At 66.8% G+C, this 26,417-nt stretch carries 29 protein-coding genes and 3 tRNA genes; 18 read left to right on the top strand and 14 right to left on the bottom strand.

Annotation, left to right across the window (positions count from 1 at the left end):
* The first annotated feature begins 6 nt into the window (after positions 1–6).
* On the top strand, positions 7–987 hold the full coding sequence (locus EH199_RS02580) for a DUF4198 domain-containing protein (protein WP_124807703.1): 981 nt from the start codon (positions 7–9) through the stop codon (positions 985–987).
* Positions 984–1,988: an FAD:protein FMN transferase gene (locus EH199_RS02575; RefSeq protein ID WP_370449650.1), complete on the top strand. Its 1,005-nt coding sequence runs from the start codon at positions 984–986 to the stop codon at positions 1,986–1,988. The genes EH199_RS02580 and EH199_RS02575 overlap by 4 nt, the downstream gene beginning before the upstream one ends.
* Positions 1,989–1,997: 9 nt before the next feature.
* Here EH199_RS02575 and EH199_RS02570 read toward each other — a convergent pair whose 3' ends face one another.
* A complete protein-coding gene (locus EH199_RS02570) occupies positions 1,998–4,421 on the bottom strand; it encodes a TonB-dependent receptor (protein WP_124807702.1) in 2,424 nt (807 codons plus the stop codon).
* A gap of 164 nt (positions 4,422–4,585) precedes the next feature.
* Positions 4,586–5,845, bottom strand: a complete 1,260-nt coding sequence (locus EH199_RS02565) for a dipeptidase (protein WP_124807701.1) — start codon at positions 5,843–5,845, stop codon at positions 4,586–4,588.
* Between the two features lie 158 nt (positions 5,846–6,003).
* On the opposite strand from EH199_RS02565, the gene EH199_RS02560 reads away from it, so the two are divergent.
* On the top strand, positions 6,004–6,456 hold the full coding sequence (locus EH199_RS02560) for a tRNA (cytidine(34)-2'-O)-methyltransferase (RefSeq protein WP_124807700.1): 453 nt from the start codon (positions 6,004–6,006) through the stop codon (positions 6,454–6,456).
* A 66-nt stretch (positions 6,457–6,522) separates the two neighbouring features.
* Positions 6,523–7,089 carry a DUF1993 family protein gene (locus tag EH199_RS02555; protein ID WP_124807699.1) on the top strand — a complete coding sequence of 189 codons (567 nt, stop codon included), beginning with the start codon at positions 6,523–6,525 and terminating at the stop codon, positions 7,087–7,089.
* A 26-nt stretch (positions 7,090–7,115) separates the two neighbouring features.
* Here the strand turns inward: EH199_RS02555 and EH199_RS02550 are convergent.
* The 4 genes from EH199_RS02550 to EH199_RS02535 all read right to left on the bottom strand — a co-directional run bounded on the left by EH199_RS02550 (position 7,116) and on the right by EH199_RS02535 (position 10,291).
* A tRNA-Pro gene (locus EH199_RS02550) sits at positions 7,116–7,192 on the bottom strand.
* A gap of 100 nt (positions 7,193–7,292) precedes the next feature.
* Positions 7,293–7,368, bottom strand: a tRNA-Ile gene (locus EH199_RS02545).
* 88 nt (positions 7,369–7,456) lie between these two features.
* On the bottom strand, positions 7,457–8,449 hold the full coding sequence (locus EH199_RS02540; protein WP_124807698.1) for a polysaccharide deacetylase family protein: 993 nt from the start codon (positions 8,447–8,449) through the stop codon (positions 7,457–7,459).
* Positions 8,450–8,482: 33 nt separating this feature from the next.
* Entirely contained in the window at positions 8,483–10,291 is a 1,809-nt protein-coding gene (locus EH199_RS02535; RefSeq protein WP_124807697.1) for a HAMP domain-containing sensor histidine kinase, read from the bottom strand.
* Positions 10,292–10,509: 218 nt separating this feature from the next.
* Here EH199_RS02535 and EH199_RS02530 point away from each other — a divergent pair, with 218 nt between their 5' ends.
* Entirely contained in the window at positions 10,510–10,977 is a 468-nt protein-coding gene (locus EH199_RS02530) for an Lrp/AsnC family transcriptional regulator (RefSeq protein ID WP_124807696.1), read from the top strand.
* 49 nt (positions 10,978–11,026) lie between these two features.
* Here the strand turns inward: EH199_RS02530 and EH199_RS02525 are convergent, their stop codons facing one another.
* Positions 11,027–11,791 carry a class I SAM-dependent methyltransferase gene (locus EH199_RS02525; RefSeq protein WP_124807695.1) on the bottom strand — a complete coding sequence of 255 codons (765 nt, stop codon included), beginning with the start codon at positions 11,789–11,791 and terminating at the stop codon, positions 11,027–11,029.
* An 81-nt stretch (positions 11,792–11,872) separates the two neighbouring features.
* On the opposite strand from EH199_RS02525, the gene EH199_RS02520 reads away from it, so the two are divergent.
* The gene (locus EH199_RS02520) at positions 11,873–12,652 is read left to right on the top strand and encodes a helix-turn-helix domain-containing protein (protein WP_124807694.1); all 780 of its coding nucleotides are present in this window, start codon (positions 11,873–11,875) and stop codon (positions 12,650–12,652) included.
* Between the two features lie 42 nt (positions 12,653–12,694).
* On the opposite strand, the gene EH199_RS02515 is transcribed toward EH199_RS02520, so the two are convergent.
* Positions 12,695–12,982, bottom strand: a complete 288-nt coding sequence (locus EH199_RS02515; RefSeq protein WP_124807693.1) for a chorismate mutase — start codon at positions 12,980–12,982, stop codon at positions 12,695–12,697.
* A gap of 113 nt (positions 12,983–13,095) precedes the next feature.
* Here EH199_RS02515 and EH199_RS02510 point away from each other — a divergent pair, with 113 nt between their 5' ends.
* Entirely contained in the window at positions 13,096–14,109 is a 1,014-nt protein-coding gene (locus tag EH199_RS02510) for a polyprenyl synthetase family protein (protein WP_124807692.1), read from the top strand.
* Between the two features lie 11 nt (positions 14,110–14,120).
* Here EH199_RS02510 and EH199_RS02505 read toward each other — a convergent pair whose 3' ends face one another.
* Together EH199_RS02505 and EH199_RS02500 are read right to left on the bottom strand one after the other, a co-directional pair.
* Positions 14,121–14,864 carry a DUF3142 domain-containing protein gene (locus EH199_RS02505; RefSeq protein WP_223806433.1) on the bottom strand — a complete coding sequence of 248 codons (744 nt, stop codon included), beginning with the start codon at positions 14,862–14,864 and terminating at the stop codon, positions 14,121–14,123.
* Positions 14,861–16,975, bottom strand: a complete 2,115-nt coding sequence (locus EH199_RS02500) for a hypothetical protein (protein WP_124807690.1) — start codon at positions 16,973–16,975, stop codon at positions 14,861–14,863. The genes EH199_RS02505 and EH199_RS02500 overlap by 4 nt, the downstream gene beginning before the upstream one ends.
* Before the next feature lie 219 nt (positions 16,976–17,194).
* On the opposite strand from EH199_RS02500, the gene EH199_RS02495 reads away from it, so the two are divergent.
* A tRNA-Thr gene (locus EH199_RS02495) sits at positions 17,195–17,270 on the top strand.
* Here the strand turns inward: EH199_RS02495 and EH199_RS02490 are convergent.
* From EH199_RS02490 to EH199_RS02475, 4 genes are all read right to left on the bottom strand, one after another.
* On the bottom strand, positions 17,241–18,923 hold the full coding sequence (locus EH199_RS02490) for a recombinase family protein (RefSeq protein WP_124807689.1): 1,683 nt from the start codon (positions 18,921–18,923) through the stop codon (positions 17,241–17,243). The two genes, EH199_RS02495 and EH199_RS02490, sit on opposite strands and share 30 nt — an antisense overlap.
* A complete protein-coding gene (locus EH199_RS02485) occupies positions 18,920–19,438 on the bottom strand; it encodes a GNAT family N-acetyltransferase (RefSeq protein WP_060977324.1) in 519 nt (172 codons plus the stop codon). The genes EH199_RS02490 and EH199_RS02485 overlap by 4 nt, the downstream gene beginning before the upstream one ends.
* A 2-nt stretch (positions 19,439–19,440) precedes the next feature.
* Positions 19,441–19,746 (bottom strand): DUF1778 domain-containing protein, encoded by a 306-nt coding sequence (locus EH199_RS02480; protein ID WP_060977325.1) that lies wholly within the window; start codon positions 19,744–19,746, stop codon positions 19,441–19,443.
* Positions 19,747–19,827: 81 nt separating this feature from the next.
* Positions 19,828–20,091, bottom strand: a complete 264-nt coding sequence (locus tag EH199_RS02475; RefSeq protein WP_060977326.1) for a hypothetical protein — start codon at positions 20,089–20,091, stop codon at positions 19,828–19,830.
* Positions 20,092–20,270: 179 nt separating this feature from the next.
* On the opposite strand from EH199_RS02475, the gene EH199_RS02470 reads away from it, so the two are divergent.
* The 10 genes from EH199_RS02470 to EH199_RS02430 all read left to right on the top strand — a co-directional run bounded on the left by EH199_RS02470 (position 20,271) and on the right by EH199_RS02430 (position 26,183).
* Positions 20,271–20,516, top strand: a complete 246-nt coding sequence (locus tag EH199_RS02470) for a DUF6429 family protein (protein WP_060977327.1) — start codon at positions 20,271–20,273, stop codon at positions 20,514–20,516.
* A gap of 133 nt (positions 20,517–20,649) precedes the next feature.
* On the top strand, positions 20,650–21,138 hold the full coding sequence (locus EH199_RS24600; protein WP_223806432.1) for a DUF736 domain-containing protein: 489 nt from the start codon (positions 20,650–20,652) through the stop codon (positions 21,136–21,138).
* 500 nt (positions 21,139–21,638) lie between these two features.
* Positions 21,639–21,815: a hypothetical protein gene (locus EH199_RS24320; protein ID WP_155645922.1), complete on the top strand. Its 177-nt coding sequence runs from the start codon at positions 21,639–21,641 to the stop codon at positions 21,813–21,815.
* Positions 21,816–22,174: 359 nt separating this feature from the next.
* Positions 22,175–22,846: a DNA methyltransferase gene (locus EH199_RS02460; protein WP_060977329.1), complete on the top strand. Its 672-nt coding sequence runs from the start codon at positions 22,175–22,177 to the stop codon at positions 22,844–22,846.
* A 68-nt stretch (positions 22,847–22,914) separates the two neighbouring features.
* Positions 22,915–23,223: a hypothetical protein gene (locus EH199_RS02455; protein ID WP_060977330.1), complete on the top strand. Its 309-nt coding sequence runs from the start codon at positions 22,915–22,917 to the stop codon at positions 23,221–23,223.
* A gap of 498 nt (positions 23,224–23,721) precedes the next feature.
* Positions 23,722–23,988, top strand: a complete 267-nt coding sequence (locus EH199_RS02450) for a DNA -binding domain-containing protein (RefSeq protein WP_060977331.1) — start codon at positions 23,722–23,724, stop codon at positions 23,986–23,988.
* 155 nt (positions 23,989–24,143) lie between these two features.
* Positions 24,144–24,344 (top strand): transcriptional regulator domain-containing protein, encoded by a 201-nt coding sequence (locus EH199_RS02445; RefSeq protein ID WP_075151006.1) that lies wholly within the window; start codon positions 24,144–24,146, stop codon positions 24,342–24,344.
* 16 nt (positions 24,345–24,360) lie between these two features.
* Positions 24,361–24,909: a DUF2285 domain-containing protein gene (locus EH199_RS02440; protein ID WP_208597816.1), complete on the top strand. Its 549-nt coding sequence runs from the start codon at positions 24,361–24,363 to the stop codon at positions 24,907–24,909.
* Between the two features lie 129 nt (positions 24,910–25,038).
* Positions 25,039–25,305 (top strand): AlpA family transcriptional regulator, encoded by a 267-nt coding sequence (locus tag EH199_RS02435; RefSeq protein WP_060977333.1) that lies wholly within the window; start codon positions 25,039–25,041, stop codon positions 25,303–25,305.
* Positions 25,305–26,183, top strand: a complete 879-nt coding sequence (locus EH199_RS02430) for a replication initiator protein A (protein WP_060977362.1) — start codon at positions 25,305–25,307, stop codon at positions 26,181–26,183. Before EH199_RS02435 ends, EH199_RS02430 begins: the two co-directional genes overlap by 1 nt.
* Positions 26,184–26,417: the final 234 nt, after the last annotated feature.

Raw genomic sequence — 26,417 nt, 5'->3', positions numbered from 1 at the left:
CGATCGATGCTGAACAAGACTCTTCTGCTGGCGGCGGGCTCGCTGGCCTTCGCCGTGCCCGCGCAGGCGCATGACGCCTGGTTCCTGCCCTCGCTCACGGTGTTGTCGGATACCAACCAGGGCATCACGGTCGATGCCGCCACCTCGTCCGTGCCGTTCGTCGCCAACCATGCGCCGTTGAACGTGGATGCGGTGCAGGTGCAGGCGCCCGACGGCACGGCCGGCAAGATCGAGAACGTCGCGCGCGGCCGCTATCGCAGCACGTTCGACGTGCTGATCGACAAGCCCGGAACCTGGCGGATCGGCACCACGATGGATGCCGTGATGGGCAGGTTCAAGGTCAATGGCGAGGACTGGATGGTCGGCCGGCGGCGTGGTCCGGGCGGCCCGGGTGGTCCCGGTACTGGCGGTCCCGGTGCTGGTGGCCCTGGCATGGGCGCCGAGGGCGGCAACCGCCCGCCGATGCCGCCCGCTGGTGGTCCGGGCGGTCCCGGCGGTCCGGGGGGCGAGGGCGGCGGGCCGCGCCGCATGATTGATCCCGCGCACATCGTCGCCAGCGTGGCTGACATTCCGGCGGGCGCGACCGATCTCGATCTCACGCAGAACCAGAGCCGCAACGAGTTCTTCGTCACGGCCGGCGAACCGACGCAGACCGTGCTCCAGGCCACGGGCAAGGGGCTGGAAATGGTGCCGGTCACGCACCCTGACGATCTCGTCACCACCGAGCCGGGCAAGTTCCGCTTCCTGGTCGATGGCAAGCCGGCGGCGGGTCTCAAGGTGGAATTCGTGCCCAATGCCCAGCGCTTTCGCGATGGCGATCATGCCCAGGCGCTGACGACCGGAGCGGACGGGGTGGTTACCATCAAGTGGCCGGTCGCGGGCTTCTACTGGGTGAACGCCAGCCTCACCGATGACAAGCCCACCGCGCCGCGCGCGACCAAGCGCCGCCTGACCTATACCGCGACGCTGGAAGTCGTGGCGCCGTGACCATCGCGGCATCGACCGTTCCGGCGAGCATACGGATCGCCGTGCCGGAACGGATCGATGAAATGGCGCTGGCGCGGCTCGACCCGAGCGCGCCCGTGGTCGATTGGGAGGGCGCCACCATGGGCACGCGCTGGCGTGTCCGCGTGGCGCTGCCGACAGGCAGCGATGCGGCGGCGCTGATGGCGCGCGTCCAAGCCCGCCTCGACGGGATGGTGGCGGAGATGAGCCACTGGGAGCCGTCGTCGCTGCTGTGCCGCTACAACCACGCCGCGCTGGGAAGCTGGACCGCGCTGCCCCCCGATTTCGCGGCGGTGATCGAAGCGGCGCTGCTGGTGGCGGAACGGTCGGCAGGGGCCTTCGATCCCGCGCTGGGCCGGCTCACCGACGTCTGGGGGCTGGGGCCACGCCGGCCGGACGCGCCACCCGACGAGGCCACGATCGCGCGGGCGCTGGCGGCTTCCGGCTGGCGGCGCCTCGCGCTCGATCGGGCGGGGCAGGGCGTATCGGCTCGCCTGCGCCAGCCGGGCGGGTTGTGGCTCGACCTGTCGGGCGTGGCCAAGGGCTATGCCGCTGATGCCGTGGCCGACCTGCTGGCGCGGGCTGGCATCGCCCATGCGCTTGTCGAAGTCGGCGGCGAATGCGTGGGGGCCGGGATGCGTCCCGATGGCGATCCGTGGTGGGTCGATCTGGAGACGCCCGCCGGCATCGCTCTGCCGCCGCTGCGCGTGGCGCTGCACCAGTTGGCGGTGGCCACCTCGGGCGATTACCTGCGCGGCGCGCACACGCTCGATCCGCGTACCGGCCATGTGCCGATCGGCGCGGCGAGTGCCGTCAGCGTGCTGCACCCCTCCTGCATGATGGCCGACGCCTGGGCAAGTGCGCTGGGCGCGGTCCCCATCGCGGAGGCGAGGGATCTGGCCGCGCGGGAGGGCCTCGCCGCTCGCCTGATCGCGCGCGACGGGGGCGAATGGCTCAGCCCGGCCCTTTCCGCGATGCTTTGACCGGCCGCCTCAGAAGAACAGCTTGCGCACGCTGATCATCACGGTCCGGCCCAGCGGATCGAGATAGGCAGGCTGATAGGCATAGGGCGTTGCGCCGGTGCCGTCGGTCACTTTCTGGCGCGTGTTCAGCAGGTTGTTCACGGCCAGGCTCACCCGCATGCCCCGCATCCACGGGTGCTTGCCGATCAGGCCGGGCACCTGGGACGGGTTGGCGAAAAGCCGCAGGTTGAACGTGGCGAGGCTTCCGAAGTGCAGGTTGGCGCTGGGCGTGCCCGATGGATCGACGACGCGCGTCGCGCTTTGCCACTGGCCCGTCAGGCGCAGGCCGAATCCGCTGTGCGAAATGCCGGCCTGCACTTCCACTTCATGGCGCGGCTGGCCGGACTGGCTGCCGATCGTGCCGCCGTTCAGCAGGTCGATCGTCGGCTGTCCGGCAGCAAGGCGTGCCGTCTCGGTCAGATGCACCGAATGATAGACCGCGAAGGTGAGGCGGTTGCCGCCGCCTGGTCCGCCCGGGCCGCGCCCACCCGGACCGCCGAACCCGCGCGGAGGACCGCCTTCGCCGCGAGGAGGGCCGCCGCCGAAGCCGTCCTGCGGCGGCGGAGGCGGTGCGCCGGCTCCCTCCGCCCGGCGTTGCCGTTCGGCAAAGGCGCGCATGAACGCCGCGCGCATCGCGTCGGCCTGCGCTTTCGGGGTTTTCAGCGCTTTCGAGAAGTTGAAGCCCCAGCGCAGGACGCCGCTTTCCTGCCGGTCGATGTTCACGGGCGTGCCGATGATGCGGATCAGGTTGCCGTCATCGTCGCGGATGAAGCGGCGGGGGAAGGCGGCCTGCGTCGCCGCGGTCAGCGCGGGCAGGGCCATGATGCCGTTGTCGGTGCTGGCGTGGTTGTAATCTACCGAGAAGGTAATGTCCTTGCCGGTGAACGGCTTGAGCGTCAGGCCCAGCCGCCATTCGCGCTTTTCGGCGCTGAGCAGCGCGGTGTTGCCCCCGCTCACCCGCGTGACCAGCACGCTCTGCCCGGTGGTGTAATCGAACACCGGCACCTGCGGAGTGGGGATCTGAGGGTTGCCGATCTGCTGCATCGTCGGCGCGCTTTGGGTCGATGCGAACGAGGCGATCAGGCTCACCTCGCGGCGCGGCGTCCATGTCGCGCCATAACCATAGCTGGTCAGCCCGCCGAAGTCGGACAGGGTCTGCAACTGCACGTTGCCGTTCACCGAGAGCCGGCCCAGGAACGGTGAGGGGCTGTCGAACACCGGGACGTCGACGCTCAGCGAGGCTAGTCCGGTGGTGCGGTCGAGATCGGCTTTCTGCTGTGTCACCTGCGCGCGCACGGCCTCCGATCCGAAGCTGTTGAACGTGCCACCCAGCCGCGCGGTCACCGAGATGTCGCCCGCCGGCAGGCGATAGGGCGTGACGTTCGAGGTGAGGTCCGCCGTTACCGTGTCGGTCGTGCTGCGCGCCACGTCCGCCGGCACGCCGCGCACGCTGATGGTGCGGCCTTCGTCGTGGTCGTAAGTGGTCGTCAGCGTGTTGTGCAGGCCCCGGAAGTCTGCGTTCACGGTCGAGCCGAGGTGCAGCGACAGATCCTTGGCGGTGCGCTGGAACACGTCGAGGTCCGGGGTGGTCGACGCGCCGATCAGCGAATGCTGACGATCCACCGTCATCTCGCCGTTCAGGCTGGCGCTGACCTTGGGCGAGAACGTGTGGGCGTAGGTTGCCGTCAGTGTCAGTTGCTCGTCCGAGGGAGCAAGCGAGCGCCGGGTGTCGCCCCCGGTGCTGGTGGTGATCCCGCGCTGGCTTTCGGCGAGCGCCGCCGTGTTCTCGTAATCGAGGTTGAGGTTCAGGCGGCCGTTGCGGCGGATGGTGAGCAGGCCCAGTTCGATTTCCGGGTTGTTCGCCCCGCCATCGGTGGTGAACTTGTCCTTGCCTTCCACGGTGATCGACTTGAACCGCCGCCGCAGCACGATGTTCAGCACCTTCTGGTTGGCGGAATAGCCATACTTGAGCGCCACTTCCTCGGGCAGCACTTCGGCGCGCTGGATCGCTTCGGCGGGGATCGTCGCGATTTCGCGGAAGCTGGAGACGCGCCGGCCTTCCAACAGAATCACCGGCGAGCCGCCGCGCGTGCTGGCCAGCTGCGGGCCGAGTTCGGTCAGCAGATCGTTGATGCTGCTGACGCCCAGGGCGCGGATATCGCCGCCGTTGAAGGTGAGTTCGGGCTTGATATCGCCGATCACGCTGCCGCGCGGCCTCTGGCCCTGCACGACGATCTCTTCCTCGCCTTCATCCGCCGCCTGCTGCCCGCGTGCCTGAGCGGGCGCCTGAGCTGGTGGTTGTGCCGGTTCGGGCGCGCCGGACTGTGCCAGCGCGGGCACGGGCGACAGGATGGTGGTGGCCAGCCACAGGCCGGTCGGAAGACAACGCTGCATGGTACTCCCAGATGCTGTTCGGCCGCGCGCGCATAGGAGGCGTGCACGTCCCGGTCCGTGCTCGGATTACGGGAGACTTGTGTCAGAGCTTTGCTGGACCGGGCCTGAATTGTCGCAATTGGTCGCGTTCCCCGTAACGGGTCCCGACGCCAGGCAAGCTGCCGCTATTTCATGGTTTTTGCGACCTGTTCCGTGCGTTCCATCGCGCGCAGCACGTTGCCGCCGGCCACCTTGGCCACGTCGGCATCGCTCCAGCCGCGTCGCATCAGTTCGGCCAGCAGCGCGGGATAGGTGGAGACGTCCTCAAGTCCCTCCGGCAACTGGTTGCCCACGCCGTCGAAATCCGATCCCAGGCCAACATGGTCCACGCCGGCCACTTTCGCGATATGCTCGATATGATCGGCCACTTCGGCCAGCGTCACGCGCGGGGCGGGGTGCGCTTTGAGCCAGGCGGCATAGTCGGCCGCAGCCTTTTCCGGCTGGCCGATGTCCAGCCCGCCGAACGGCGGCGCGTTCAGACGGGTCTTTTCCGCCGCCGAATCCGCCGCCCAGCGCCGATAGGCGTCCGAGACATAGGGCAGCGCGTAGTTGACCATGACCACCCCGCCGTTCGCCGCCACCAGCTTCAGCGTTTCATCCGAGACATTGCGCGGATGGTCGTCCACGGCGCGCGCGCCCGAATGCGAATAGATCACCGGCGCTTTCGACACGCGCAGCGCATCGCGCATCGTCGCTTCGCTCACGTGGCTGAGATCGACCAGCATCCCCAGCCGGTTGAGTTCCGCCACGATCTGTTCGCCGAACGGGGTCAGGCCATCGTGCTGGGGATTGTCGGTGGCGGAATCGGCCCACTCGATCGTGCGCGAATGCGTCAGCGTCAGGTAACCGGCACCCAGCGCGGCATAGGTTCGCAGGATGGAAAGGTTGCCGTCGATCTGGCCGCCACCCTCGACGCCGATCATCGAGGCGATCTTGCCGGCCGCGTGCGCGCGGCGCACGTCCGCCGCCGTGCGTGCCAGCGCGAAGGTTCCCGGGTACCGGGCGACGATCGCCTTCACCAGGTCGATCTGCTCCAGCGTCTCCTCGACCTGCTGCTGGCCCGGCAGATTGGCCGAGACATAGACCGACCAGAACTGCCCGCCGACCATGCCCTTGCGCAGGCGCACGATGTCGGTGTTGTAGGCCTCCGGGCTCTTGGACAGGTCGGTCAGGTCGATCGTCCAGCGCTTGTCCCCTTCGCGTTCGCGCAGCGTTTCCGGCCAGTCGTTGTGCCCGTCGATCAGTGGTGTCGCCCGCAGGACGCGCGCGACGCGGGCCTGGTAGTCCTGCGTTGCCGGCGACGCGCCGAACGCGGGCGCCGTCAGCGCGGTGCAGGCGGCGATCAGGCCGAGAAGGGCGGAGCGGCAGGTGGAGCTTGCGGGCATGGTGTTCCAGTGGTTTGGGCGTGACGATGGCCGGATCAGGATGATCCGGATGATGCGCCGACCATACTCATGCGCGGCGCGATGCCAATGCAATCCTGCTTATACCCGGTGCACGCTGAGGGCTTGCATGGCGCGCGCGTCGGCGCCAATCAGCCGGAATGCGTATAGCCCTTTTCGAACCGGAAATCGCGGGGAATGTCGGCGCCGTGCTGCGGCTTGGTGCGTGCCTGGGCGTGGCCGTGGACCTGATCGAGCCGATGGGTTTCGTGTGGGATGATCGCCGCGTGCGCCGGGCCGCCATGGACTATATCGATCATGTTTCCATCGCGCGCCACGCCGGGTTCGATGCCTTCAGGGAGACCGCAGGATCAAATCGGCTGGTGTTGTTCACCACCAAGGCCAGCCAATCGGTCTACGATTTCGCCTTCGCGCCCGATGATATCCTGCTGTTCGGCAAGGAAAGCGCCGGGGTACCTGTGACGGTTGCCGATGCCTGCCAGGCGCGCGTGCGCATTCCGATGCGGCCGCAGGTTCGCTCGATGAACCTCGCTTCTTCGGCAGCGCTCGCGCTGGGCGAGGCGTTGCGCCAGACGCAGGCTTTGCCTGGCTGATCGACGGTGGGTGCGGATGGCCGTATGGTGCCGTCATCGGGCATTCTCCCGCGGAAAGGACTTTTCATGACGTTAGCCAGTCTCGTGGTGCCGACATACCGGCAGATGCTTGGCGCGCTGTCCGGCTGGCTGGACAAGGCACGCTCGCAGTTGTCGGCTGATGGGGGGGAGGCACTTCTGTCCGTTCGGCTTGCGCCGGACATGTTTCCGCTCGCCACGCAGATCCGTTTCGCCTGCGTGCAGGCCTATGAAGGAGTGTTCCGTCTCGGCGACGAGGCGTTTACGCCGATCGTCGCTACGCTGCTGAACGAAGGGCGCAACGCCGGGGAGCAGCCGGGGTCGCTCGCTGAAGCGCAAGACCGGATCGCCGAAACCATCGCGTTTCTCGATGGCGTCGATACGGCAGCGCTCGATGCCGCGGCCGGACGGGCGCTGGCGCACGGCTTGCCCAATGGAATGATATTCGACCTGACCGCCGAACAATACGCGCGGGACTGGACCTTGCCGCAGTTCTATTTCCACGTGATGATCGCCTACGCGATCCTGCGCAGCGCCGGCGTTGATCTCGGCAAGGCGGATTATGTCGCGCACATGTTCGCCTATCTGCGGCCAGGGACGGTGCCCGGACAATAACGCGGCGGGATGGCGGTGGGAAAAGGTGGTCGGGGAGATAGGATTCGAACCTACGACCCTCTGGTCCCAAACCAGATGCGCTACCAGGCTGCGCTACTCCCCGACACCGGGTTGCCCTTAGGGATGGCGGCCGGTGGACGCAAGCGGGAATGCCGCGTCCATTCCCGCGCGGCAGCGACCGGTGGGACCGCGCGCGGGTGGGGTGGTGGGCCCGGCAGGATTCGAACCCGCGACCTAGCCGTTATGAGCGGCCAGCTCTAACCGCTGAGCTACAGGCCCGACCCCGGTGGAGGCGTTAGAGGGGAGGCGCGGTCTTGGCAAGGCGGGCTTGGGCGGGGTGGAGCGCCCATCCTGTGCAAAGCCGGGATCAGCCGGCGGCGGCCGTGATCTCGCGAACCGTCGTGGGCCTGATCCCGCGCTGGGCGAGATAGGTCAGGACGGTGCGCCACCAGTCATAGAACTGCGCCAGATCGTCGGCGTCGCGGACATAGGGCGTGTAGCCGGGGCACAGCGACGGGCTGTGGAACGAGAATACCAGGATCGGCAAGCCATCGTCGATGGCGATGTCCACGCCTTTCAACGCCTCGTCCACGCTCACGCCTTCGGGCGTCAGTGGGATACGTTCCAGCATGCCCACGCGCGCGAGCAGGCCGCGCAGGCGCGGGACTCGCCACAGCATCGGGTAGAGCGTGCGGCCCTGCTTGCGCAACATGCCCCAGAACACCGTGGTCAGCGGCAGTTCCATCAGGTTCGCGGCGCGATCGATCCAGTAGGGCGTCAGGGGGTGATCGCGAAAGTTGGGGCCGCCGCCCGAGCTGTAATCGAACAGCGCGCGGACCGAGGTGTCGATGGCGATGCCGGCGTCCGCCAGGATGTGTGCGCTTTCAGTCCCCACGCCATAGCGCCCGGCGCGGTAGATGCGCGGCGTGGAACCCAACCCGGTTTCGATCGCATCGCGCAGCGTGTTGAACTTGGCCCGTTCCAGCTCGCGCGGAAGATTGCCCGAGAAGCTGTTGTGAACGCTGACGGTTTCCTCGAAGGGCGGGCTGACCCAGGGGTGGAGTTGTACCCCGGCTTCGGCCTTGCCTGCCGCGATCGGGCCACCCATCACCTCGGCCGCGCGCGGGTCGGTCGCGATGGGATAGTCGACCAGGTAGATCGGGTTGACGCCGAAGCTTTCGCAGAACGTCTGGAATTCGGCGATATGGGGCACGTGGTCCAGGCCGAACCCGGTGCGGCTGAACGGCTGGCCCCAGTCGAACTCTTCCTCGGTATCGACCGTGACGATGAAGCGCTGCCCGAAGTCGGCCGCAAAGCGGACCATGTCCGCCTCTGCCGGCAAGTCCAGGATCGTCTTCATGCCCACGCTTCCCCCCGAGGGAACCGGACTGCTTCAACCCGCGCCGGCAGCGGGCCCCCCCCGTTCGCTAAGTGCATGTTCGGGCTGGGTCAAGATGGGCAGGGTAACAATAATCTTGGACCCGCGCCGTTCCAGTCGTCCGCCCGCCGCGCGGGCTTCCGCCATGGCCAGGCGCAGCGCGAAGCCGTGGCCCAGCATTGCCGAAACGGGCTGGACGCCGCCGCGCCCCTGATCCGGTGCGAACAGCGTCTCGTCGTCGTGCAGCGCAAGCGAGGCGGTCAGCGGCAGGGCCAGCACCGCCGCGCCGTTTTCCTCGCTCAGCGTGGTGGCAAGCCGTTCGCCCGGCGCGGCGGAGGCGGCCAGGACCGAGAACACGCGCCAGATCATGCGCTCAAGCTCGATCTTCGCCACGCCCACGGGGACCGGCGCGTCCGGCCGGGCGTAACTCAGCCGTATCTGCCGGGAAACGGTTGCCGGCTCCAGTTGCTTCAGCAGCCGGCCGACCAGTTCGGCAAAATCGGTCTCGCCCGGTTCGCTTTCCAGCCTGCCACTTTCCAGCTTCACCAGCCGTTCGATTTCCTCGAACCCCGCCAGCATCCGGGCCGCGTCGGCGGCGATGCTGGCGGCCAGCCCCCGGTACTGGTGCGGGGTTTCGCCGAAAAGCTGTTGCTGGATCAGCTCGGCAAAGCCCTGGATCGCATTGATCGGCGTGCGCAGTTCGTGCAGCACCTGCCGTAGCCGATCGGCGCTGCCATCGGGCACATCGTCGTTGGCGGGGCGGCCGGACGCCGTATCCGCACCAGCGGCTTGAAGCGCGGCCGGCCGGCGCAGCAGCGCGTGATAGCCGGTGAAGCGCCCTCCATCCCCGGAAAACAGCGGCGCGGCGTCGATTCGCCAGGCCCCGGCGATCAGCGGCGAACCTGTCAGTTCCATCCGCCCCGCGATGATCGGCACATGCTTTTCCGCCGCGCGGACGGTGGCGGCGTCGCAGCGCGCCGGCGCGCCCGGTTCGGTCGTGAACGGACGAAAGCCCACCAGCATCGGGCCAAGCCCGGCGCCCGCTTGCAGCCCCGCCTCGACGATCCCGCCCGAGGCATCGCAGCGCAGGTCTATAGCGGTGATGCGGGGGGGCGCCGTAGCGCGCGCCTCGTCGCTGAAGGGCAGATGCGGCGCCGTGGGATCGGCCGGCCCTGCGGCGGCATCGCGGTTGCGGCGGAATGCCTCGATCCGTCGGACGATCGCGCCGATGCCTTCGTTGCGACCGGGCTGCCCGTCCGTTTCAGGGGATGGGGGCGGAGTGCGCGCCGCTGGTGTCAGGACGGCGATCCGTTCGCCGGCGGCCTCGTCGATCGGCCAAGCGCCGGACTCGCTGGTCTGCGCGGGCGCGGCGGGAAGCGCATGATAGCCATCGGGCTGCGGCAGGCCGAAATCGTCGATCCCCAGCCGCGCCAGCAGCGCTTCCACGTTCGCGCCCAGATCGCGCCGGTGGCGCAGAAATCCGCGCGCCTGTACGGGCAGCGTGGGGATCAGATCCAGCCAGGCCTGTTCGGGCAGGCGCGCCGATCCGATGGCGGCCAGCGCCACGCGGGGTTCCTGCGCGGCAAAGCGCGCGACCAGCGCGGCATCGGTCAGGCGGGTCTGGCGCAGCAGCGTGGAGCGTTCGTCCTCGTCGAGCAGGATGGCGAGCGAATCCAGGCGTTCCAGCGCGGAATCATGCCTCTTCGCGCCGCGCGCGTCCTCGCGCCGCAGCAGGTCCACCAGCTGCAGGAACTGCGTTCGCGCCGCCGTCGGCCCGGCCGCGACGGTACGCAGCACGGTATCAAGGCGGTCATCGACGATCATTCCTGCTCCGATTGGCCCCCCGCGGACCGGAGAACGGCCAGCTACAGCGTCAGACCCTAACAAATCGTGGCGGATCGGGAAGCGGCATCATCGACCGCGTTGCATTGTGGGACGATTGCGATATGAAACAATAAAATTATCACCCGCCCCTGGATTAGGTGTGGAAAATTACCGCACCTGGCATGGATTCATGTGGTGACGATCGGGATGCTATAGGCATGGCAACTTTGGATGCGATTGACCGCCGGCTTCTCGCCGAACTGCAGGATGAAGGCAGGGTAACCAACGTCGAACTGGCGCAGCGCGTGGGCCTTACCGCCCCGCCGTGCCTGCGCCGGGTGCGTGCGCTGGAAGAGGCGGGGGTGATCCGCGGCTACCATGCCGATCTCGATGCGTCCAAGCTGGGTTTCTCGATCACCGTCTTCGCACTGGTCAGCCTCAAGAGCCAGGCCGAGGAATCGCTGCGCCAGTTCGAGGAGCATATGCGCGGCCTTGCCGAAGTGCGCGAATGCCACATGCTCAATGGCGAGATCGATTTCATTCTCAAGATCGTCAGCCGCGATCTGCAAAGCTTCCAGGAATTCCTCACCAGCAAGCTCACGCCCGCCCCCAACGTGGCGAGCGTGAAGACCTCGCTGACGATTCGCACCGCCAAGCAGCTCCCCGGCGTTCCGATGGACGAATAGGCTCCCTTCTCCCCGGGGGGAGGGGAAGCCTGAAGCTGGGCGGAGGAGCTTACCCCGCCACCACCTCGATCTGCGCGGTGTCGAGCGTGAACGAACCGTCCGGTTCGATCTCGAAATAGGCCGCCAATTCGCGCGATGCGCCCGCCTGCAACGATCGGATCGCCGCGCGATGCGGTTCGGGCGTGCGCATCCGCTCGACCCACGAGGGATAGTCCATGCGCAGCCGCCGTGTCTGCACCGCGCGCAGCAGGAAGCCGGCCGCGGTCAGCGCCTCGCCCCATTCGGTCACTGTATAGTCGCGGATATGCGAAGGGTCGCGCAGCAGTTCCACGGCCTGCAGATGTGTGTCGAGCGCGGCGGGGCCGGGGGAAACCACATCGATGAACACAGCGGTCGCGCCGGACTCCAGCACGCGGCGCGCCTCGCGCAGCCCGGCGTGGAAGTCCCGCCAGTGGTGGGCGGAAAAGCGGCAGCCCAGGAAGTCGAACGCGGCGTTGGCGAACGGCAGCGCTTCGGCCGGCGTGACACAGGTCTCAAGATTCGCCAGGCCACGTCGGCGCGCGGTTTCCGCCACGGCGGCCATCATGTCGGTCGACAGGTCCGCGGCGATGACCTTGTCAGCATGGCGCGCCAGCCGATAGGCGACATGACCGCCACCCGCGCCGAGATCGAGCGCGTGGCGCGGGCGTGCGTGTTCCGCCAGCGCTTCCAGCGCGTCGAGATCCTCGCCGGCGGCGTGGACGGGGCTTTGCACATAGGCGTCGGCGCGGGGACCGAACTGGTCCTGCACCAGATCATCGTGGGAACGGGTCATCTCTTGCTCTCCTTGTCCCGCAAGAATGCATGCATTTTACCCTGTTACAATGGATGCATTTATCCTGTTATAAAGTGACCCATGTTGAGCGAGGAACAACGCCGCCTGCTCGGACGGTTCATTCGGTCGCACCGCGAACGGGTCGCGCCGTCGGTGCCCACGCGGCGGCGGCGGACGCCGGGCTTGCGGCGCGAGGAACTGGCCGCACTGGCGGGAATCGGCGTGACGTGGTGCGCGTGGATCGAGCAGGGGCGCGACATTCGCGTTTCGCCGGAAGCGCTGGCCCGGCTGGCCACCGCGCTGGCGCTCACCCCGGCGGAACGCGGTTATCTGTTCGAATTGGCGGGCCGGCGCGATCCCGACGCGCCGCGCTCGCAGCCGATGCCGCAGGCGCCGCGATCGGTCCGCGCGCTGGTGGAGGCGCAGGCCCATCCAGCCTACGGGCTCGACAGGGTTTGGAACGCTTGCTGCTGGAACGCGGCTGCGGAGCATCTGTTCGGCGGCTGGCTGGGGCCGGGCAAGCAAAAGAACCTCCTGCGCTATGTGTTCACCGAATCGTCGGCACGCATCCTCCTGCCAGACTGGGAAGACCGCGCTGCTCGGCTGCTGGCCGAATTCCGCGCCGACTATGCCCGCGCTCTGGACGATGCGGCGATGGCGCAACTGGTGGCGGAGATGAAGGCGGAATCCGCGCTGTTCGGGCGACTATGGGATGCCCAGTCGGTCAGCGTGCGCGAAGGCGGGCAGCGCACGTTCCTCCATCCGCTCGACGGCCCGCTGGCTTACGAACAGCATACTTTTGTGCCGGCGGAGCGGATGGATTACAAGCTGGTGGTGCTGTTTCCGGGAACGGGCGGATAGCGGACCGCCGAAGCGCCTGCGACTTTGTCAAATCCGCCGGCTTCAGCCCGCCGCCGCCGCCTGTTCGTGGTGGCGGATCACTTCGTCGATGATGAAGCGCAGGAATTTTTCCGAGAATTCGGGATCGAGCTTGGCGTCTGTCGCCAGGGCACGCAGGCGCGCGATCTGGCGTTCCTCGCGCCCGGGATCACTGGCCGGCAGCTTCTTTTCCGCCTTGTACGCGCCGACCGCCTGGGTGATGCGGAACCGTTCGGCGAGAATGTGGATCATCGCCGCGTCGATGTTGTCGATGCTCTGGCGGAATCCTGCCAGCACCGGATCGTCGCTCATTCCCTCACCTCGTCGTTTGTCGGCTCAACCCACGCGGCGAAACCGCGTGGTTCGTGCGCTAACGCGCAACTTGCGTCTTGCCAAGCCGCCGCCCCTCGGCCAATCGGACGGCGATGACTGCAACCGTCCATACGCTTCCCCGCAAGGCGGAGCCTTCGCTCGCCCCGATGATGTCGCTGGTCGCCGAAGGCATGAACAGCGTCAACGCCGTGATCCTCGATCGGATGCAGTCGCGCATTCCGTTGATCCCGGCGCTGGCCGGCCACCTGATCGCGGGCGGAGGCAAGCGGATGCGCCCGATGCTCACGCTCGCCAGCGCGGCGCTGCTCGGGTACGGCGGGGCGCGGCATTTCAAGCTGGCGGCGGCGGTGGAGTTCATCCACACCGCCACGCTCCTGCACGACGATGTCGTCGACGGTTCAGACCTGCGGCGGGGCAAGAAGACCGCCAACATCGTGTTCGGCAATCCGGCGACGGTGCTGGTCGGGGATTTCCTGTTCAGCCGCTCGTTCGAACTGATGGTCGAGGACGGCTCGATCCGGGTCCTGCGCATCCTGTCCAACGCCTCGGCGGTGATCGCGGAGGGCGAGGTTGACCAGTTGACCGCACAGCGGCAGGTCGAAACCTCCGAGGAACGCTATCTCGCCATCATCAGCGCCAAGACGGCCGCGCTGTTCGCCGCCGCCTGCCGCATCGCCGCCGTGGTTGCCGAACGGCCCGAGGCGGACGAGCTGGCGCTCGAAGCCTATGGCCGCTACCTCGGCATCGCGTTCCAGTTGACCGACGACGCGATCGACTACGATTCCGACGCGGCCGAGATGGGCAAGGACCAGGGCGACGACTTCCGCGACGGCAAGATGACCCTGCCGGTGATCCTGGCCTATGCGCGCGGTTCGGACGAGGAGCGGGCGTTCTGGCGCGATGCGATTGCTGGCAACCGCACCGGCGATGCCGATCTGGCCCACGCGATCGCGCTGATCCGCAAGCATGACGCGGTGCTCGCCACGCGCGAACGCGCCCGGCACTATGCCCAGCGGGCGATCGACGCGATCGCCGCGTTTCCGGCAAGCGAGGCCAAGGCCGCGATGATCGAGGCGGCCGAGTTCGCGGTGGCGCGCCGGTTCTGACCGCGCGCCGTTCAGCGCGGTAGCAGGAACACCACATAGCCCCGGAAATGGGGATCGCGCGCCAGTGCGGGTGGGGCGCGCCATGCGCCGCCTTCCACCAGACCCAGCCGATAGGGGAAGGGCAGGCGCGCCAGCGAGCGGAGATAGGCTTCGTAGCCCGGCACCGTGCGCCGTCCCTGATAGGTTTGCAGCACCACGTCATCGACTACGCTGCCCAGCGCGGCCAGCGCCGCCGGATCGCCGCCCGCGCTCCAGTCCATCAGGCCGGTGATCGACAGTTTGTAGCGCCGGGGCAGCCGCCGCCGCGCTTCGGCGAGGAACGCGGCGTAGCGATCGAGCCCGCGCGTGCGCGCATCGAAATCGAGTTGCAGCCCGGCCAACCGGTTGCCCGCCGCCTGCCACCGGTCAAGATCGGCCAGCACCCGTCGCCAGACTGGTTCCTTCCAGTCCAGCCGTTCGAGCCGGACCACCAGCCAGATCTCGGCGTGGCGGACGTGCGGCACCGCCGGCCGCAGCGGCACGAACCGTGCGGGGCTGCCGGCGCGCACTTCGCCATCGAGCAGGTAGATCGTCCTGGCTTTGGCCAGCACCTCCGGCGCTTTCACGCCCGCCCACAGGAAAAAGGCATCGTGTTGCGCCGCGTCCACACGCCCGGGCGGCTGCCGCTCTTGCTCGGGCTGCTTGGCGCAACCGGCCAGCAGGCCACAGCATAGCAGCAGCGCGCCGAAAGCGCGGCCGATCGCGCGCGCCCTCACCAATAGACGCGCAGGCTGCGGGCCCATTGGCTGTTCGGGTATTCGCGCTTCAACTGGTCGAACCAGGCCTTGCGCTGGGCGATCGGAACCTCCTCGCCCCCGCAATCGCTGATGCCCGCCGGCGCGTAGCAGCGGATCGCGCGGTACAGTGCGTAGGAACGCTCGTCCGCCGCCGCCTGCCGGTTGGCGATGATCGCCGCGTAGATGGCGCTGCGCGTCAGCAACGCGCCGGCAAAGCGGCCGGGGCCGGAGGCCAGCGTGCCGTTGGCTTCCACAGGATCGAGCGTGGTGAAGCGATCGAACCCGTTCAGCCGCCAGAACTCGCCCAGGCACAGCCGTGCGCGGACATTGGCCGGATTCTGCGCGAGCTGCCCGGCGGTGGCGTCCAGTGCGGGGCAGGCCAGTTCGCCCGACCACTTGCCCTTGGTGAACACGCCGACCGGCACCGTGTCCCCCGTGCCGAAGTCCCAGATCGAAAGCTCGTTGCCCGCATCCGCCGGCACCAGCGCGCGATCGCGGCCGAAATCGGCATAGTGGCCTTGCGCCAGATCCTTGTGCAGCAGCGTGAACAGCGCGATCTGGCGCGGATGCGGGGCCGATGCCGGATCGGCGGCGAAGCGGCGCAGGAGATCGGCGCCGGCCAGCCGCATCAGCAGCAGTTCGCGGATGCGATCGTCGCGCACGGGCGAGTTCGCATCGAACACCGCCTCGAACCGGCCTGCCTTCTGCCAGGCCAACGCCAGCGCCAGTTCGGCCAGCGGACGCTGATAGGGATCGGACGCCGCGCCGATCAGCGCCTGCCAGTAACCCGTCTCGCCATTGCCACCCGCCAGCGCCATGCCCCGCAGCATCCGCGCGCTGAACGCCAGCGGCACGCTGGCCGGCTGCTGCGCGCGATCGGGCAGCAGCGCCGCAGCTTTGGCATTGTCCTTCGCGATGTAGAAGGCATGGGCGGCCTGGAGATAAGTGTAGAGATCGGGGCGCGCGGCAAAGCGCCCCTTCTGGGCCGTCAGCGCGGCGGCGCTCAGCGGCGGTTGCTCCTCGCCGTCAAATTGCCGCATCCGCATGAGATCGATCACGGCCAGCAGCATCGGGCTGTCGACTGCCACTTCCGCGTTTTTCTGGAGGATGAGCTTGTTGTCGATTTCCTGGATCAATGTCGCCAGTTCCGGGCTGTCCGGCGGGAGCGCCTGGAGCAGCCGTTCGTATTCGCGGCCAAGCCCCGCCAGATCGCCCGATAGCCACAGCGCGCGCCGGTCGAGACCCCGTGCCGAATCCGCATAGCGGCCTTTGGGATAGCGCTTGAGATAGGCGGCGATGGCGGCGCGGGCGCGCTGGAGCGCGGGCTTGTCCACCTTCTCCGGCCCGGTGAAGTCGCCATATTCGTCAAAGCTGGCGGCCTGCGCCGCGTTCAGTTCCACGCGCAGCGCCATATAGGCCGCCGCTTCAGCGAGCCACAGATCGCGCGCGCCGGCCAGTGCGGCGAACCCGTCGCGCGCCTTGTCCCACTGACCGACGTAGAAGGCGGTGGCCGCGTCGAGATATCCGGCAAATTCGCGCCCCGATGCGCTGGAGACCTGCCCGCGCCAGGCCGTGTCGAGCGCAGCGTCGGCATGATCGCTGATCTCGGAGCACTTTTCCGCCAGGGTTGCGCGCGCGCCGCGCAGCGCTGTGCGCTCGCCTTCCGGAATGCCCTTGGCGGCGGCGAGAGCGGCCTCGAAAGCCGTCTGCCCGGACGCCGCGCTGTTGCAACGGGAATTGAGCGGCTGATCCTCCGAAGCGGCCTCTTCCGCTCCGCTGCGCCCCGCGTACGTGTCGCGCAAGGTGTGCCAGCCGAAGAAGCTGTGACCGAAGCCGCGCTCCTCCCAAGTGGGCTTGGCATAGGCGATGGCCTTGCCCGCCGGTGCTGTCCGGCGCAACAGGAACAGGTTGACGCGCGTATCGTTGCCCGGCGCCAGCAAGGCGCGGTTGCCGCAGCTGAAACCGCTATCGGAAAGCGCCCAGACCGGATCGCACGAATAGTCCGAACTGGCGCCGGCCGGCCCCGCACCCGCCAGCAGAGCCAACCCCGCCACCCCGGCCCAGATCGCGATCCGCCTCTTGCCACGCATGTCCACACTCCCCAGTAGCGGTTGCGAGAGTAGGGGATTCGGCGGAACAAGGCAAAGCGGCAAGGCAGCCCAATGGATCGTCGGGGGCATCATCATGCAGCCAATCGCCACCAGTTTCGCCGCGTTTCCACGCCGGAATGAAGGGAGGCAAGAAATTGCGCAAAACCCATTGCGTTCCCGGCGCGCCCTCTGTAAACGGCGCCCCTGCCCTCGGGGTAGGCCGCTTTAGCTCAGCCGGTAGAGCACATCATTCGTAATGATGGGGTCAGGTGTTCGAGTCACCTAAGCGGCACCATTTCGGTCCAAAAGCCCGAGTCCCTAGCACCGCCGCCTCTACGCCAGAGACGGCGGTGAGGGTGCGCAGCAACTCGGTGCGCGTGCCGCAGATTCGCACATCCGTCTTGCTGTGGACCTCGACCCGCTGGGCCACCGCCCGAATATGGTTTCGCGCATAGGAGCCATCGTCGTGGCGGAGCTTGCGTTTGGCGACCAGCGCGAAGGCGTGAAGGCTCTCGACCGTGATCTCCGGGCTGATCCGCTCAATGTGTGCGACCGCGCGCTCGGCATCGCCTCTGGCCTGGTCGCGGATGGTGGTCAGCTCGGCAATCCGCGCCTTGAGCGACGGATCGCCCATATCGACCAATCCATTCTCGATCGCTTCATAGAGCCGGGAAAGCTTGGTCTCGACCTCAGTCGCGCGCCGTTCCATCTCGGCGACGTGCTGGCGGCGCTCGGTCACCCATTCGTCGCGTCGGGCAATAAGCTGGTCCATCAGCACTTCAAGGCGCGCGGGATCGAGCAGCCGCTTCTCCAGGTGCTCGATCACCGCCTCGTTCAGCCGATCCATCGGAAGCGAGACGCCGGGGCATCCCGTCTTCCCTTTCGTCGCCTTGGTCGCGCAGGTGTAGTAGCGATACTCCTGCCCACTCCGGCTGGTGCCGGTGCGCAGCGTCATCGCGCCACCGCAACAGGCGCAGAAGCAGATGCCCGTCAAGAGCGTCGATCCGCCCACCGCCCGCGGCGGCATCATCTTCGGGCTGCGCGCTTTCAAGGATCGCTGCACGGCCTCGAACTCCGCCACCGTTATGATCGGCGGCACCTCCATGATGGCGTGCTCGGTCTCCGGCTTCGCGCGCCCCTTCTTCACGTCATAGGTGTTGAAGCGGTGCTCGCCGATATAGGTGGTCCGCGTCAGCACCTGATGGACCATGCCCTTGCCCCACCGACCGCCATAGCGCGTGCGGATATTATTCTCATTGAGCCAGCACGCGATCGCCATGACCCCGATCGGCCCGCGCCCATCCGCGCCTTCCAGCGCCAGCCGGAAAATGCGGCGCACCGTTTCGGCGTGGAGCGGATCGATCTCCAGCTTTTTCTTGATCTTCGCGCCGCGCTGCTCGGCCGCGACCGCGCGATAGCCGATCGGAGGACGGGCGCCATTCCAGAAACCCTGCCGGGCGTTTTCGTTCATCGCGCGCAGCGTATGCTTGCCGTTCTCCTTCGACTGATATTCGTCGAACAGCGTCATGATTTTCCGCATCATCTCGCTCATCGGATCATCGCCGAGAATCTGCGTGATGGAGACGAGCTGCACGCCGTTCTTCGCCAGCTTGCGGAGGTAGAACTCGAACTGGAATTGATCGCGGAAAAAGCGCGAGAAGCTATGGACCACGATCACGTCGAAGGGCGACGGCCTTTCCAGCGCCGCGTCGATCATTTCCTGGAAGGCGGGACGGCGATCGTCTGTGCCCGAAACCCCCGGCTCGACAAACTCGGCCGCGACTTCCCAGCCGTTCGAGTGGCAATAGCTCGACGTCTGGCGGCGCTGGTCCGGGATCGACAGATCGCTCTCGGCCGAACGCGGCGACGAGACGCGCAGGTAGAGCGCGGCCCGCAGCGCCGGTTGCACGGCTCCGGTTTCCGAGGGGGCGAGAGCAGCGTTCGTCATCGTTCGACCAATCTTTGAATAGTGTGCATCGGCAGCACGAGGCGTTGGGAATCTGGCAGGCGCACGAAGCCATTGCCTTCGTAGAAGGCTGCCGCGCGATCATTGATGGCGTCCACGACGAGTATCGACGAGCCAGCTGTCGCGGCCGTCGCCCAGACGCGCTCGACGGCATCGGCGATCAGGATCGCCCCAAGGCGTTCGCCCTGCCTCGCTTGCGACACCGCGAGCTGGCCGATCAGCGTCGCGGCGACGAGCGGGTAACGCGGGACATGCTTTCGCGCCGCTGCCGGAATGTCGCCCTGCGCGATGTTGGCCTGACTAAGCGTGTAATAGCCGAGAACCACGCCGGGATTTGCACGCTCGGCGAGAACGAACACACCAGCCGAGCGGCGGCGCATGTCCTGGCCCGCCTGCCTCCGCAAATATCGATCGAGACTGTCGATGCCGCAGGAAAATCCCTCGCGGTCGTGATGCGGCCCCAGCGGCTCGACCTGCAAATCCGCATGCGCCGTCATGATCAGGACGCAACCCGGCGCCGGTGCTCCTGGAGAGCGCGGATCAGCCGCTCGCTGGGCTCGGGCGGATTGATGAGCGCATCGAAGAACGCCGCGCGGTCGCGATCCGACAGCACGAGCGTTTCATGCTCGGCGATCGTTCGCCGCGCCGTGTCGGCTAGCGCTGTCACGCAAAAGTCGCTGACCTTGCGCCGCGTGAGGTGAGCTGCCCGCTCGATCAAATCCTTCGTTTCTTCGTCAATACGGAAGCCGAGCCGCTCGACGCGATTGGCTCTGGCGGACTCCGCTACGGCTTGTTTGCGCGGCATGGGACCGACTCCTGACTTATCCATTTCCGCTACAATGTACGTCACTTTGACGAACATTTCAACCCCTTTCCATTGGCCGTTTTAGGGGAGCGGCCCGAACAGGGCGTCCAGCTCCTCACGAAAAGCGCCTTCGATGACGCGCAACTCGGCATCGCCGATGGGAACCTGCTCGGGCCAGTCGTCGGTAACGACGATCGGCGCGCTGGCGGCATTCTTGCGCGCCGACGCGCGCGTCGGCTGCGGCTGCATGTAATCGTGCAGGTCTTCCAGCCCTTCCGACCAGCCGCGGGGTGCGCGGCGGCGACGTTTGCGAGAGAGTCCCATATTGCTCAAGCTGCCGCGCATCTCTCGGGAATCCAGCAAAATCGCCCTCGGGCGCATACATGCCGGACCCGTAGCAACGGCGGCGGGATTCGGCGCACGGCGGCGCAAGGCGGAAATAGCGAAGTGTAGCGTAGCAAAGATAAGTGCTCACGGCGGGATCGTGGATGCCGTGTGCAGCCCGGTTTGCTATCCTCCCGCGCATGGACTCGCGGACGGACACCGACACCGACACCGACAGAATCGACGAGGCGGTGCTTGCCCTGCTATGGCTCAACCTCAGCACCACCGGCACGGCCTGGAAAGGCTTCGACTGGAGCGCGATGGATCGACTGCACGAACGCGGGCTGATCTCCGATCCTGCGCGCAAGGCAAAGTCGGTGCATCTGACCGACGACGGCATGGCCGAAGCCGAGCGCCTATTCACCGCGCTGTTCGCTCGCCCGTGAATCCTGCCACGCCGACGCGAAAGCCATAACCCAGCCATCGCTGCTGGGTCCGCTGAAATACCGGGTGCAGCATTGTCTCCCGTCCTGCCTGCCCGACCGACCCTCGCGGCCTCCCTCGTGGCTTGATCTGATCGTGTCCACCTGGCGGCGCAACGGCGCCGGGCAGCTTTTTTCCGCCGCCTTCGGCTTTGCAGCGCGAAGCAAAAAAGCGGCCCTTTGGCCGTCCATAGGCCGCAAGCGGTGCGCAGCCGAACGTCCCCGATCTTCGACACGCCACGAGGCCGCGAAGGGCGCGGTCCCGAGTCAAGAAAGGACTGACGACATGATCTGCGGAAACTTCAAAGCGACCGATCGCGGCTTTCACGGCGAAATCCGCTTTTTCGGTCTCAGCGAGAAGGTGGAAATCCTTCGGATCGGCGACAAGGCAAGCGACAAGTCGCCCGACTATCGCATCGTTGCCGCCGACGATGAACGCGTGGAATTCGGTGTGGGCTGGCTCAAGGCCACCAAGGACCAGAAGCCCTACGCTTCGCTCAAACTCAATCCGGTCCTGGCGCCGGACGTTCATCTCCGGCTTGTCTCGACCGAGACAACGGGCAAGTTCGAGCTGAAGGTCGACTGACCGCGGAAGCGTCCCGCCAGCAATGGCGGGGCGCTTCCAGTTTTCCATAAAGGATCTGCGCCGTGCGAAACCGCACCAGCCATTGCATCGGCCTGCCACCGGACGATGCCATACTCGCTACAGGCGCCCGCCCAGCCAGATAACGGTAAGCCCAGGACTCCGCATCCTGGTCGACGGAGGCATCCATGCGCGCAAAGTGCAGGGGAAGCGTCCCACTTCTGCCCCCATTCCTACCTTGCCCGGCGTGTTTTCCACTATGGCCCTAGCCTTGCCGATCCCGCTTTGCCCGAAAATCCGTTCATCTCCCTCCCGGGCTGGTTGCTGATTAGCGCATCTGGCTTTGCCGGGCGCCTCATGCGGGAAGTGGCATAGCCACCAAGCAGAAAACCGGCGCCAGCGCCTACGGTTTCCGCAAGCGGACCCTCCGTTTTTCAGCTTGCCCGCGTCGCCCGCCAAAGCCTGCCTGATGCATCAGCAACGCCAGCACACAGGAGGCAGACATGAAAAAGGATTGGGCAAAGATTCGCAGGATCAACAAGGCCAGGGCCGACCGGAAGATGGCCGCCGAGCAGGCCAAGCCGGAATGGGAACGGAAGTGGGAAGCGCGCGAACTGGCACGCGCCCACGGATACATCCCCTACCTCAGCGATGAGGTTGCAGCCTACCGCGACCTGTAAGGCGGACAGCACCCGATGGCGCCCCACGCCATCGGGTTTTTTTGTGCCTCGCAGGATAGCGGTCTGGGGGGATCGAGCAGGGATCGGCCTGAAGGCCGCGCCGGTAATCCCGGCTGTCATTTGCTTTTCGCGCCGCCAAGGCGGCGCGATCGTTGCTAAGGACGTAGTCCTCGCGCCGGTCAAGGTAAGTGGAACCGTCCGGGGCGGTATCCCCACCTTCCGCGCTTCGCTTGTGCAGGCGGGTGATTCCCCTCCGCCCCGGCCGCCCTTGCCCCGTTGCTACCCTTGGCTCGCCGCCGGGCAGAAGTTCAGGCGCGGCATTCCGCTTCGCTGAACTTCAGAACCAAAGGATTTGAGATATGACCAGCAAGGCACAGGCTCCCCGCGATGTGATCTTCAACGGTGATTGCATTGAAGTGATGCAGGCTTTCGATAGCGGCACGGTGGATTTCATCCTGACCGATCCGCCCTATGTGACCCGCTACCGGGACCGCCAGGGGCGCAAGGTCGCCAATGACGATAACGGCCGGTGGCTGCGTCCGGCGTTTCGGGAAATGCACCGCGTCTTGAAGGATGGCGGCTTTGCGGTTTCCTTCTATGGCTGGAACAAAGTCGATTTGTTCATGGATGCATGGAAGGCGGCAGGCTTCCGCATCGTCGGCCATCTTGTTTTCCGCAAGCGTTATGCGTCATCGGCCCGCTTCCTTCGCTATGAACATGAGCAAGCCTATTTGTTGGCAAAGGGCAATCCCGTCCGTCCGACACGGCCTATCCCCGATGTGCTCGATTTTCCTTACAGCGGGAACCGCCTGCACCCCACGCAGAAGCCGGTTGAAGCACTGGCGCCATTGATCGAGGCTTTCACGCAGCCGGGCGACCTTGTCCTGGACCCATTCAGCGGTAGCGGTTCGACCCTTGCGGCAGCCCAGCAACTCGGGCGCGACTGGACCGGCATAGAACTGGACAACGGCCACTATCACACCGCCAGCAAGCGGCTTGCCGCGCGGCAGCATCGCCGGGCGGCCGCATAGGTCGCCACCCTTTCCCATCATTCGCGCCCGTCCCTGCGGCGGGCGCCACCCTCACAAGGAATTATATCATGCGCTGGATTATCACATCCGATCATATGGGCACTTCCCTTGCCGGGGTCGGTGAAGATGCCGAAGGAAGCATCGCCTATGCCGGCACGAACGAGGGCGACAGTTTGCCGATGGAGTTTCGACTCTATGACGCGCGCCATAAGCTTTGCTTTGAAGGGCGTTGCGGCGACATTGACGCCGATTGGTGGCACGGCTTTGAGCCGCTGATTTGGACCTGGAACGCATTTCGCTGCCGGCGGCTGACCTACCGCCGTGTTGACCGAAGCTGGAAAGAACAGCCGTTCTTGCCTTTCTCGGGCCGATATTGAGAACCGACAACCGACAACCGACAACCGGCTGCAGGTCCTGCCCGGAGCAGCGGCGGCCGCGCGGCCCATAGGTCCGCGCGGCCGTCATGGCGCGCGCTCGCCGGGCATCGCCCGGCTCGCAAGAGACAGTAGCCAGAACGGCGTCCCCGTCCTAAGAAAGACGTGGGCCGCTACGCGGCGGCCTGGGGCGTGGAAACCCCTGAATATCCGGTTGGGCGTCGGCCGTGACGGCGCCGCTATCCTTGACCACATGGTCGGGGAGCCTGTGACGTATACAACAGGCTTCCGGGCTAAAGGTCACAGGGACCGAGATATTCCGGTTTTCCAACTCCCCGATCAGGGTCAGGAGCGAAGTTTGCGGGGGCGCACCGCAGACGAACCGCTGCTGACCTGGAACCCGACCATTGCGGACGACGCGCGAAGCCATGCCCGCCGTGCGTATAGAATCGTCTCCGTTTCGGTCTAAAAGGTTAACGGGACTGGAGGAACGGGGGCGTTATGACCGGCAAGCATTTCAAGGATCGCGCGCCCGACGCGCCGCGGCTCACCGCCTATGACGAGGATCACCTCGCCGACTATATCCGCCTGCTCGATACCGACGACGAGGGCGCCGACTGGCGCGACGCGGCGGCGCATATCTTCGGGATCGATCCGGCCGCGGAACCCGAACGCGCCCGCGCGATGCATGAGAGCCATCTCGCCCGCGCGCGCTGGATGACCGAAGTGGGCTACGCATATCTGCTCGGCCCGCGCGCCATCGAATAAGTTAACATTCAGACCGAAATGGATTTTTCCGGTCGTGGATTCCGATGCGCGGCCGGCATCGCCTGGCGCGGCCTTCGCGCTGTCGGGATGCAGTGCTTCTCCCGATCCTCGGCGGTCCAGACTCCGCACAATGAGCGGCTGGAGAGGATGATCCCATGCCAATGACGCCCGAAGGGCGCGCGCGGCGTGCCGGCAATGCGCCGGACACGCCGGGCCGGGCCGAATTCGCCGCCGCGTTCCTGCAACGCAACCGCCAGTATCGCGCAGAGCGGGCGCGACTGAACCCGAACGCCCCGGCCAGCGAGCGAACGACGCTCGCCCGCCGCTGGGGGTTGTCCTTTCGCCTATCTGCCTGATGAGCTGTCGGGCACGGTGATCTGGCGGCCGGAACTCACCGCCGTCACCGTGATCCTCGACGCTGCGCCGGAAGGATATACCGGCGCCAAGGCGGTCGATCCGCTGGCGCTGGGCGCGCTGCTCGCCGACCAGGCCGGAATCGACGGCCGGCATGTCGTCGTCGCTGACGCGGCCGGCGAGCATCGGCTGTGGCTGCGCGATCCGACGCCCGGCCGGCCGCTCGCCGCGATCGTCCCGCTCGACAAGGACTTCATCAAGCGCATCCTCAGCCTGCTGCGTTTCCATCGACTCATGTCGGGCAAGCGAACCGGCCCATTGCCGCGCGGATGGCCGCTCACCCCGATCCGCGCGGCCCGGCTCGAGCTGATGCTTCGCGCGCTCGATCTGCGCCTCGCCGGGGCGACATACCGCCAAATCGCGATCGCGCTCGGCAGGGACGAGGCCGCGCATCTCTCGGCATCCGATTTCAAGAATTCGGACGCCCGGTCCTTCGCTTATCGCCTGGTGCGCGACGCCACCGCCATGATGAAGGGCGACTACCGCAAGCTGCTGCGCTTCCGCTGATAGCGCCCGCCGCATGACAGCGGCCGGGGGGTGGTCACATCGGCGCAGCTGCGAATCTTCGTTCCCCACCCTGCCGTGAGCACTTCGCCATGATCGCCTCCTGCCACCCCGCCTCGCAGGAGACGCCCCTTGTCCCGACCGCCCGTGACCCTTCCGCCCCGCTACCTGCGGACCCCCGAGGCGGCGCGCTTCCTTGGCCTTTCCGGCCGCACGCTTGAGAAGCACCGCTATTTCGGGAGCGGCCCGGCCTATCGCCGGATCGGCGGACGGGTGGTCTATTCGGTCGACGACCTGCGCGCCTGGGCCGACCTCGGCACCAAATATTCCACGTCCGACCCCGGCCAGAACGATCTCATGCCGCAGCGGGATGCGGCGATCACGCAGAGCCGCCGATGATGCCGCGCACCGCCTCCCGTTCCGGCGAGCGCGCCCAACTCGCGCTGTTCCCCTCGCTCGGGCGCGATATCGCGCCGCGCGATGCCCAGGACCTCATGGCCTGGCCGTTCTTCAGCCTCGCCAAGCGCAGGCGGGTGACGCCGATCGATTTCCGCATGGGCGCGACCTGGATATCGGTCGAGGCCGTGCCCGAACATGGCATGGCGACCATATGGGACGCCGACGTGCTGATATGGGCGGCGAGCCAGATCGTCGCCGCGCGCGACGCGGGGCTGCCGACCTCGCGCCTGATGGCGACGACGCCGCACGAAATCCTCACATTCACCGGACGAGGCACCGGCAAGGATCATTATGACCGGCTGAAGGCCGCGCTCGACCGGCTGCAATCCACCACGGTCGCCACCTCGATCCGCCAGCAGCACCAGCGGCGACGCCATCGCTTCTCGTGGATCAACGAGTGGCAGGAACGGCTCGACGGCGACGGCCGTCCGCTTGGACTGGAGCTGATCCTGCCGGACTGGTTCTATGCCGGCGTCGTCGACCGCACGTTCGTGCTCACCATCGACCGGGCCTATTTCGACCTAACGGGCGGGCTGGAACGCTGGCTCTACCGGATCGTGCGCAAGCATGGCGGCCAGCAGGAAGGCGGCTGGAGCTTCGACGTCCCGCACCTTCACCTGAAATCCGGCGCGCTCTCGCCCTTGAAGCAGTTCGCGTTCGAGCTGCGCGCCATCGTGCAGCGCCAGTCGCTGCCGGGCTACGCGCTGGCGATCGAGCGGGCGTTCGGCCGCGAGCGGCTGACCTTCGCGCCCGTGCCCGCCGATCCGTTCGAGAAGGCGGCGCGGGTCATGGGGCTGGCTGTGGATAACCGGCCATGAGACTCGGCCTATTGAAAACCGCCGGACTCGGCCGATTAAAAACCGCTGACTCGGCCTATAAAAAACCGGACCTCCGCACAAGCTTCTGGAATCGCTCGCGGAATCGGCTCTCTTCTAACTATGCTAACAGTAAAGAATACTTCGTATTCTTTCTAACGCGCTTTGGTGCTGTGGATAATTCGCGAGACGACGCGAAGTATCGGGCAGTAAATCCGCCGTCTCCCCTACGCTATA

The organism is Novosphingobium sp. LASN5T (genome assembly GCF_003856955.1).
Lineage (GTDB): Bacteria > Pseudomonadota > Alphaproteobacteria > Sphingomonadales > Sphingomonadaceae > Novosphingobium.
The sequence above is the reverse complement of the archived record's forward strand: the minus strand, read 5'-3'. Positions and strand labels throughout refer to the sequence as shown.